General features: G+C 58.8%; 4 protein-coding genes and 3 pseudogenes. 1 reads left to right on the top strand and 6 read right to left on the bottom strand.

The window, feature by feature from the left end:
* From JOZ76_RS02985 to JOZ76_RS02965, 5 genes and pseudogenes are all read right to left on the bottom strand, one after another.
* Positions 1–634 (bottom strand): annotated as a pseudogene (locus tag JOZ76_RS02985) (acyltransferase family protein); the annotation flags it as partial.
* A gap of 41 nt (positions 635–675) precedes the next feature.
* Positions 676–2267 (bottom strand): annotated as a pseudogene (locus JOZ76_RS02980) (glycoside hydrolase family 17 protein).
* A gap of 419 nt (positions 2268–2686) precedes the next feature.
* Positions 2687–3850 carry a hypothetical protein gene (locus JOZ76_RS02975; protein ID WP_291697139.1) on the bottom strand — a complete coding sequence of 388 codons (1164 nt, stop codon included), beginning with the start codon at positions 3848–3850 and terminating at the stop codon, positions 2687–2689.
* Positions 3847–5352, bottom strand: a complete 1506-nt coding sequence (locus JOZ76_RS02970; RefSeq protein WP_291697138.1) for a DUF4331 family protein — start codon at positions 5350–5352, stop codon at positions 3847–3849. The genes JOZ76_RS02975 and JOZ76_RS02970 overlap by 4 nt, the downstream gene beginning before the upstream one ends.
* 61 nt (positions 5353–5413) lie before the next feature.
* Positions 5414–7213: a di-heme-cytochrome C peroxidase gene (locus JOZ76_RS02965; RefSeq protein WP_291697137.1), complete on the bottom strand. Its 1800-nt coding sequence runs from the start codon at positions 7211–7213 to the stop codon at positions 5414–5416.
* 559 nt (positions 7214–7772) lie between these two features.
* Here JOZ76_RS02965 and JOZ76_RS02960 point away from each other — a divergent pair.
* Entirely contained in the window at positions 7773–8054 is a 282-nt protein-coding gene (locus JOZ76_RS02960; protein WP_291697136.1) for a hypothetical protein, read from the top strand.
* Positions 8055–8148: 94 nt separating this feature from the next.
* Here the strand turns inward: JOZ76_RS02960 and JOZ76_RS02955 are convergent.
* Positions 8149–9732, bottom strand: a pseudogene (locus tag JOZ76_RS02955) (hypothetical protein); the annotation flags it as partial.

Here is a 9732-nt window from a genome sequence, read left to right as displayed (position 1 = left end):
AAGTGAACCCGGCCCGGGATGTAGAGCACGGCAGTGACGGCAAGCAGGGCTGCGAAGAACTGCGCGGGACGGTCATGGGCGCGCAGCGACAGGCGATTGATCGGGTCGAGAAGCGTGGGGGAGAGCTTGTAAAGGACGCTCGCGACCACGTCGAAGGCAAGCAACACCCAAAGGAAACCAGATCGGGCCACTCGGCCAAGGTCCTTCGGTGATGGTTTTCGACCAGAACTCGGCGAAGCCGACGCCTGGATCCCGACGCAGTTCGATCGCGTAGTAGGCAAGCGGGATGATCGTGAAAGCGCCGATCACGAACGGCAAGCCGAGCCGGATCAGGCGATCGCGCAGATAGTCCAGCGGTCCCTTGCGCGCGAGCCCCGGCCACACAAACAGGCCCGACAGAAAGAAGAACATCGCCATGAAGAAGCTGTCGGTGGCGAGCACGATCACGTCAAAGCCGATCCACGACTTTGGATCGGTATGACCGAAATGGGTGTAGGGAATGACGGCGTGATGGAGCAGCACCACCAGGGTGAGAAAGGTGCGGGTGCGGTCGAGTGCGGCGTTGCGCGCTTTTGTTGTTGGCGGGGGCCTGGGCATCAGCCGGCACTGCCGTCTGCGAGATTGATGTCATCATGCACCTCGGCTAACCAGAGAGTTTATGTCCCCCCGCAGAGGTCACTGTAGAAAAGATTCCCGCGCCCGCCACAGCGTGAACGCAAGCAGCATATAGGCAGCGCAAGTCCACAGCGACTGCCAGTTCGCCGGCCCCTCGTTCAGTCCGACATAGATCGCGGTCCCCAGGAAAAGGCCGGCGAAGGCCGATTCCGCCATGGGGCGAATTCCGTTCCTGACCGGATTGAGCAGCGTCACAGCGGCGAACGGCACCGCCGCAATGGTGAGAGCTGCAAAGGGAAAATCAATGAAGCGCGGGTCAAACACAAGACCGAGTGCCGTCGCCGTGCCGATCACGGCGGTCACGATCAAGACCGATCCGTGCATGAACGCCGGCACCGATCTGGTCCGGCAATTCTTCGGACCCACCACTTCCAGAAAAGCGGGCAGGGCGCGACCCGACATCAGTGCGTTGGCGCCAGACACCGGCGAAGCAGTTGCCGCCAGCAGAAGCGAGCCCCACAGAAGCCAGCTGCCCGCTCCGTAACTTTCATAGACCATTTTTTGGGCGGCCACCCCCAACAGGATTCCGGCCGTGGTCGCCGATAGTCCAACCGCAAACCATGTGGCGAGTCCGGCCTCCCTGGGCTTGCGGCGCAAGGTCAGCCACGCCACGCCGAATACCAGGGTCGCCAGGGCGATTCCGCTGCACATTTGCAGCTTCCAGAGCGGAAAATTGCTGATGGGGATTCCGGGCGGATATTTCAGCGTGCGCTGCGCGGAATCGAACAGGCCCCAAGACCCGCCGACGGTACCCTCGATCTCTCGCTTCCATGATTCATCGTAGGCCTCGAACAGGTTGACGCGAAAATTCTCGTGACGGGCGAGGTCGAGAATCTCCGAGACCACCCGGGCCTGATTGACTGGCGAGGGTAGCGCCGATTCGCGCATCCGCCCCTCGCTTGGCCAGCCTATTTCTCCGATGAAAATTTCCTTGCCCGGAAAGCCGCCGCTACCTGCCGGCGGATCGTGTCAACGTGGGCGGCCGCAGCTTCCGCCGGGATCGGAACATTTTCCCAATATGGCAGGATATGAATCGTGACGAAATCGACGGCGTCATAGAGTTCGCGATTGCTGAGCCAGAACTCCCATACGTCGGCGTAGGTGACGGGCACGGTGACCTGCGCCTTGACCAAGCGGATCGTGGCGGCGAGGTCGGACGCCGTTATGTCTTTGCGCAACAAGGTCTCGTTGCCGACCAGGAGCGCGATGATGGTTTTCGGATAATCCTTGGCGAGGCGTATCGCCGTCGATATCTGCTTCGCGTTCTTCTGCTGGTCCTTATCGAGAAAAATGCCCTGAATGACCTTCAGGCCGACCTTGTCCGCCGGTTCGGGAATTTGATCGAGACCAAGATCGGTCGCATAGGTGCGGATGCAGTCGGTGATCTTCGCAAGCTCTGCGAGATCTTCCGCGATCTGTTCCCGGGTCACCTGCGTCGCCGGTGAGAGTGATGTCTGTCGGCTGCGGAAGGGAGCATATGATATGCATTGTAGTTTGTCATTCGGATCGATCGGTGCGCGCGCCAAGTTGACTGGTGTGCCCAGCCACCACCACACCGCGGCGATGGCGCCCCAGGATATCAGGAAAAGCATCAGCGGTATGCGGAGAGAAACCAGCTCTGTCCTCCTTGGAGGAATGATTCGCTGAATTTCCTCAATGCGGGACACTGGCAGCTTGGAGAACCATCTTTTGACCATGGAACACGATCCGCAGGTCAACCGCAGCTACGTCCGCAGAATGCGCCGTCTCTCAAGCGGCCGGAATCCGAAACCCTTCGCAAGGCGAAACCAGGCGATGCGGTGCAATTATCGCCACGCGGTACGCCACGAGCGACCCACCCTCATCCAAACTTGGTCGGCGGCGCCGCTATCGTCTTGAACGGTCCATCCTTCGATCATGAATGCTACGGGTCTCGTTGCTGTTTCCACAGGAAGAAATTGCGCTCGAAACAGCACAAGCGCCGGCGCAACAGTAATGACTGCGCTCCCCGCAATGAACTCTCGGCGGTCAATCATGATGCGGTTTCTCCCTTTTCCAGTGTCTCCGAGCGTCCCTTCAAAGGTGACGAATGAAAAACGGCATCAGCGCTCCAGCGCTGCGTAGCTTCCACTTGGAGCGTAGCCGCGGCATCAACATTACCGGCTCGAACAGCGATCGCATGTGCCTGCTCGAAAGCCCGCCGCGTCGGGCGGTTCGCAAAATTGATGTAGGCGAGGTCGAGCGCCCGGCACGAGTCGTTGCCGCTCCCGGCATAGAACTCCGCACCATGGTCAGCAAATGCCAGCAAGTGGCGACCAAGGAGAGACTCGAACCCAAGCCGAGCAGCCCTCATCAGTACCTCGGCGTCAGCAAACCTCCCCTTGCATGACATCACATCGGCGAGACGCCAGTGTACTTCCGGATCGCCACTCGAGACCGCCGGCGTTAGCAACGCCTCCGCGTCAGACATGCGGCCGGCGGACGAGTGGAGTTCCGCCAAGTGCACGCGCGCTTTCGTGTAGCCAGGCAGACAGTCAACGGCCCTTTGATACCAGAGCATGGCACGGTTGGCCTGGGGATCGCGCACAAGCTCTCCCCAAAGTACACCCAGCTGAAAGCAAACCCACGCTACTGGAAACGGCGACACGTCCTGGTATATCGTTAGGGCCTCCTTGTAGGTTCTGTCAGCACCGGCGAAGTCGCGCATGTCGGCCAAGAGGGCGCCAAGCGCCACAAAGTCTTCAGTCCGGCCGGATTTGTTTGCGAGATCACGCCGTTGATCGAGCACGCGATCAAGCTCTACTCCGCACGCCTGATCGATGTTCAATCGCAGGCGGTTCATATCGGCTGGCGGCGCTTCGGCAAGCTCAGCTTGCGCGATAAAGTCTCTCGCCTCAGCAAATCGATGTCCCATCGATGCGATCTGTGCCTGAACTAGCAGGGTTCTTGCTGTTGGTTTGTTCGTTTCGGCAAGTTGTCCTGACAGAAACTGAAGGCGGTCGAGCGCAGAGACGTCGCCGACGAACTGCGCTGTTAACTGCTCGTGTTCGACGACGATCTCGGCGAGGCCGTTCCGCAGGGGATCGAAAAAAAAGCGGCTCCATGATCGCTGGCGCGCACTCTCCAGGTTGATCACTGCGATTTCGCCGTCGGTGGTCGGGAAACGTTTGCTCTCAAAATAATCGGGCTCAGTCATTGCGGCGCACCAAAGCGCGGCTTCAAGCTATCCAGTCCTGTTTTGAACAGCGTTGAAATGATCGTCCTCACGATAAGATCGCCCTGGCCGTTTGCGAGATATTGCGCACGCCATTCGACAGAGCTTCCGGTGCCATTCGCCTTCACCGCAAGCGTGCCCGTATAGTCTGAAGCGGGTATGCCGCTGATGTTCGAGTACCGGTAGGACCTGTTGGCATCATCCATGGCCTCAAGTCGTTCGATGATCTGCTTGCCGTCGACCGTCTCGACGACGCGCAGTTCGCCAATTCCGGCTCCGATTATCTTGATATTGGCAATCAAGGGGTGCCAATAGCCGCCGAATTTTCCGATCAAGGACCATACCGCGTCGGGCGCTCCATTAAGGTCGATGCTCTGAACCACGCTCTGCAGCTCTGTGTTCGGGTCAGCAAAATACGGAAATGTTTTGGTGCTGAGCTTTGTCGGCGTGCTCGCCCCGCCGTGGATTGGTTCGCGATCATGATTGACCCACATCGTCAGCAGGATGTCGATCACGTTACAATCGACCGTCCGACCGCCTCCGGTCTCATAGCCATGTCCGTCAAGGGTGCTTTTCTCGATCTCGAGATGGCTGGTATCGGTGATGGATTTTGCTACGTCGAACAGCAGATAGTCGTCGAAGCGGACATTGGCGTGGGCGGCTAGTGCTGCCGGCGTCCAATCTTGTTTGCCGTCACGGATATCCCAGTTAGCCAGGCTGTCCGCTATTCTCTTGATAAAAACGGGGCGAAGCGCTTCGGGAATCGCAAACGGCGTCTGTTGATTCCATAGATCGCGAAGATCATCTATCCCCGGCAATCCAGGATCATTTAGCAACATGTTGGTCTGTTCGGGACGGCCCACCCAATCAATGCGCGGAGGGTCGAATCCGACAAATGCGCCTGGACCAGATACTGGCACCGTCTCGGCGATTGCCGCGAATAGCGAACCCTTCCCTGGATCGAGTACGCGCTGGGTGTCGAATTCCACCGCCATGCAGAGAACGTTATCGTTCTGCAGCAGATTTTGAAACTTTGTGAACTTCCCCACTATCCAGGCCAAAAGAAATGGATCGGAGCGCAAGCCAGCGTAGACGCGGAATACCCCGTCTTGCGTTGACGCTCCGTTTTTATCGTTGACGACGAAGTCTAGCGTTTGGCCTCCAGGTAAAGTGCAGGTGCCACGCTGGATTGGCTTCTGGTCGGCAGTAGTCCGATCGAGGAGACCAAATCGAAAGCTGAAGCGTATCTCCCGATCGTCCGTCTCGAATTTCGCGGCATCGCCGAAGCCCACCACTTTCGCCCGCCGCACGACGATCGAGTGATTGATTACATTGGAGAAGATTGCGTTGGGTCCACAGGTCGGAAAAACATTTGCGGCCAAGACGGTTCGGCCGGGATTTTCCGGGCTCGTGAACGCAAACAGGTCAGTGAGATCGGCTGCAGGGTCCCCGATCACTCTCGGCCCGTCAATATGATCCGACATCATTCGGCTCCGTGGTCTTTACTTGTCGTGCCAACCAGCGTCAGCACCGTTTGCTATAGTCTCATTGCTGCGGGCCACCGAATGGGGTGACGCGGCCAGGCTCCTCCGGAATGGACTTCAAGTATTCGACAAGCGCCCATCGCTGGTCGTCGGTCAGCAGGGGACCAATAACCCCGGTGCCGCGTGGCCCATCCTGGAACGAGTGACCCGCATTTGAGTTGCCCAGGAGGCTCGTATCCAGGACGAATGTGCCGGGTCCGCAGGTCGTTTCTAACCCCACTTTGATCGGATCGAACTCGCGGCCGATGCAGAACTTTTTCGAACGTTCGCTCGCTGGAACCAGCATCTCGTAAAGGTTGGGGACGGATCCGTTGTGCAGGAATGGCGGAGTAGCCCACACGCCGTCGCGGGGCGCTGCCTTATAAACCCGATCGGGTGCTGGCGGCTGTGGCTGCTCTCGATAACCGTTCACATCCAGCAGTTCGGCCGGCGTCAATTTCAATTTCGCGACGGCCCTCTCCAACACCGCGAGCTGGATACTTTGTTTGAACGCCGCCATGGGAACAGCGTCCTTCCCACGGAGCTCCGGCGGCAAATTGTTGCTCAGTTGACCGGTGACCGCGAAGGGCCGGACTGCCTCGGTCTGCGTGTGGTCGGTGCCCACATATGACTGCGGCACAAGGCCCACGAGGACGAAACGCTTGCCGTACTTATTCGGCTCAGTCCACCGATACGGCCACGCGTTGTGGCAACCTGCGCAGTGCTCCACAAACAGTGCCTTGCCGGACTTGGCCTTTTCACGGTCAATCTTCCCGAATACGTCTTCGGGCCAGCTTGGCGGCGCGAGTCGTGCCAACTGGTTTTCCACCCGGTGAAGCTCCGGAATGGCAGCATTCGACTCGAACAGCCCATCTGCTGGAGTTTTGGCGCGCAAGTTCATGGGCATGTAGACGCCCATTGTCTCGCCCAAATTGCGGGCCAGCGGACTTTGCACAATTGCTGCCCACTGCGTCCACAATCCTTGCGGAGCGTTCCATAGGAAAGGAGGCTTGACAGGCGCGATAGGGGTCGAAGTGTTCTCCGGAATACCAGGCAGATTGGCGGTCACTCTATTGCTGATCATGCTGAGGGCATCAATTCGCGCCGGCCCCCAGGGCCAGAAGCTTGCAATGCTTCGTGTGGCATATTCGTACGTCAACGCGGCCTGGCGCTCAAAGCGCTCGCGTAAGCTGGTCTTAGCTTCGGGGCTTGCCGCTCCAAGGTGTGCCGCGAGCCGATCAAATTTAACCGCATCGGTCAAAGTGGCGCGTATCGCTGCATTGAGAGCCTGAACATAGGCTTGCATATCGAACGTATTGGCAGGCCCGCCATCGATGCGAACGTGTTTGCCCTTGTAGTTCAGTTGCGTTTCGTGGCAGGCCGCGCAGGTCACGCCCGCGAATTCGCCGGTTTCCTCTCCTGGCCATTGTGGCATGGAGACCACCGTCTTGCTGATACCGATTGGCAAACCGTCGGGATTATATGGCGAACCCGCGGGTTGGGTGATCAGTCCGTAGCGCTCGCTATTTGCATCCGACCGGAATAGCTCCTGGCCGTCGGCAACCTCCAGGTTCAGAAAAATATCATAGGAGAGAACGACCGCACCTTGCGAAAAATGATAGTACCAATCCCGATCATCCTGGGACCAAGCCTGATTGAGATAGATTACATTGTCGCTCGTCGATTGCGCGCTCGCCGGAACTAGGTGGATGAACGCTACTGCCGAGCCAAAGATAAACGAGGAGAGTGAGGCGACAAAACTATTGGATCGGTGCATGGATTCCTCCTCAAGGAGTGCGTCGTTGCCTGTACCGAGGATCACATCTGATTTCTCGTCTAACGGGTTACGGCGGAGCCAGACCACGCAGGATGGCGCGCTTTTGGTGACTGACACGGGGGTCCGAAGGCGTCGGACCGCCAGGGTATGACGTTGCTATACTTTCGGAAGCTCTAGCGCCGGTTGAGCCAGTGAGGTCCCAGGCCGCGGCGCACATCAAGCCGGGTATCGGAATTTAGCCCAAGTAGACGCGGATCCATGTTTCCCAAGCCTTTTCAGCTCGAGGACGTAGTTGTTGAAGACAGTCTCTCGGTGTTCAGGGTTTGCCTATGCGGAATCGGCAGGATTCAATAAAATGCGAAAGGCGGCTTCGAGTCAGAAGCACCGTTTTGATGCAAGCCAGTTCTGGTCTACCCCCGACATTCGGCATGCGAACCCAGGTCGTATGAAAGTCGCGCAACTTCAGACGCCGGCGCATTTCGTTAGACTATCGCGGCTGAACGCGGGGCCATTCACGCCGGATTGATCGAACGGAAGGGCGGAGCGAGCGTCGCATTCTTTAGGGGCCATCTCGGCAGGGCCCTGCCAAGTCAGGAGGGACGCCATGCTGAAATGCACGATTTCCGGTACCGCAATCGCGCTGGCGCTTGCAATGACGGCACAGACGCCGACGGCTGCGCAAGAGGTCGTCTCTGACCCCGGCAATTGCGCATTCTTCCATCCTTATGCCAATTGCCAGAACAAAGGACCGGGCAACCCCGACACCGACCCCTATTTCCGTCGCGGCTTGGTCGTTAGCCAAGCGCCCTGGCCAATGGTCACAACCATCGGCGCCGCGAGGCGCGAACCACATTACCACTCCGAAGCCATGAAACGTTGGGAGTGATCCGTCTCATCGCACTGACGAACGATCGCGGCGAGCTTACCTACCGCTCTCAGCAGGCCACCAACGATCGGGTTCTCCTGGCCTAGGACGCTCACTATTCTAAGTTGGCAAGCAAGGCCATGGCCTCCTTCAGATCAGGCGTGCCAGAACCTTCCGTGAACTCAGCGTAAATCGGCTGCAGCAGATCGAGCGCCATTCCTCGCTCGCCACGGTTGACCCAATATCGGGCAAGACTCACCGCAGCGCGCAATTCCAACGATTTTGCCTTCTGCTCCCGCGCGATCGTGATTGCGTGCTTGTAGCAGGCGACGCCGTCGTCTGGATTCCCCTCGGCCAGGCAGACATCGCCATCCACGCGGTCAATTTCGGGTTCCGTCCACCGTTGACCGGTCGCCAATAGGAGCTCCCGTGCTACACCGACCTTGTTGCGCGCAGCAGCGAGATTCTTAAGTCCAAACAACGCTCGGGCGTGGCTGATGACATAGTTCGGCATGAACATCCTGACGCCCCGCGCCATGCGGCTGTCGAACCCCTGCTGAAATTGTTCGTTGCCGCTCTCGTGTCCGCGTAGCGCCAGCAATGTGCCCAAGGCCAAATCCGCAGCCGCCTGATACCCGACGAGGTCATGCTCTTTCGAGATGATTTGTAGACGATTGGCATGCCGCTCCAGGAGGGATTCATCGCGGCAGCACAGGGCGAAGGCCGACAGGATATATGACGTATTGGCAATCGTGTTGACGTGTGTCACCTGCGCCACTTCGCGCTCGGCCGCCTGCGCGTAGCCGTGCGCTTGATCTGGAAACCCCAATAGCCAAACTACGATGTAGAGAAAGCACATCGTTGTTATTCCAGGATCCAGCGCGAAACTCTGCGCCAAGCGACCATGCTCTGCTGGTCGATAAAGGCCGAGCGCAAGATCGAGGTCACGGCGGGCCGCGTCCAGATTCCCGACCGCAAAATGAGACACTCCAGCAAGCCGCAGGGCAACGAGGCGCGCGACGTCGTCTTCCTGCTGGTCGGCAAGTTCAAGGATCTTCAAGGACTGCGCCAGATGAATGGCCGATTCGCCGCGCATGTGCTGGACGGCCCAGTTGCCAAATAGCACCGGAAATCGGTTTGGCGTGCCGCCGATTCGCTCGACGAGTTCAAGCGCCCTGGCGAAGGCTCGCGCCGTCGGCTCGGCTGACCATCCTGATTTCGGAATGAGTGCATGCGCGAGCAAGACCTGCAGGTCGAGTTCGGTCTCGAGGTTGGCGCTGTCTTGACCGCCCTGGCGCACCAGCGATAGCGCGTTTGTAAGATGCCCAATGGCTTCCTGATAAGCAGGGCGCGCGGTTGCCGCAATGCCCGCTTGCCGCCAATAGCCGATGGCTTTCCCTGTCATTCCAGCCTTGCTCGCGTGATGCGCGAGCACTTCAGGCGCTGCTGTGCCCTGTTGTTCGAGAGCGTTCACCAGCTTGCCATGAACGATCTGGCGCCGCCTCTTGAGCAGGCTCTCGTAGGCCGCATCGCAGACGAGCGCGTGCTTGAATACATATCTAGCCTCGGGTGGGCGGCCGCGCGCGAAGATCAGTTCCGCCGAGATCAGCCGTTCCAGTGCGCTCTGCAGCCCAGCATCATCAAGGGGCGAGACGGCTTTAAGCAGCGAGTAGTGAAACTCCCGGCCGATGCAGGCAGC

Origin of the sequence: Bradyrhizobium sp. (assembly GCF_019244115.1) — a bacterium.
In the GTDB taxonomy this organism is placed as follows: Bacteria; Pseudomonadota; Alphaproteobacteria; order Rhizobiales; family Xanthobacteraceae; genus Bradyrhizobium.
The sequence above is the reverse complement of the archived record's forward strand: the minus strand, read 5'-3'. Positions and strand labels throughout refer to the sequence as shown.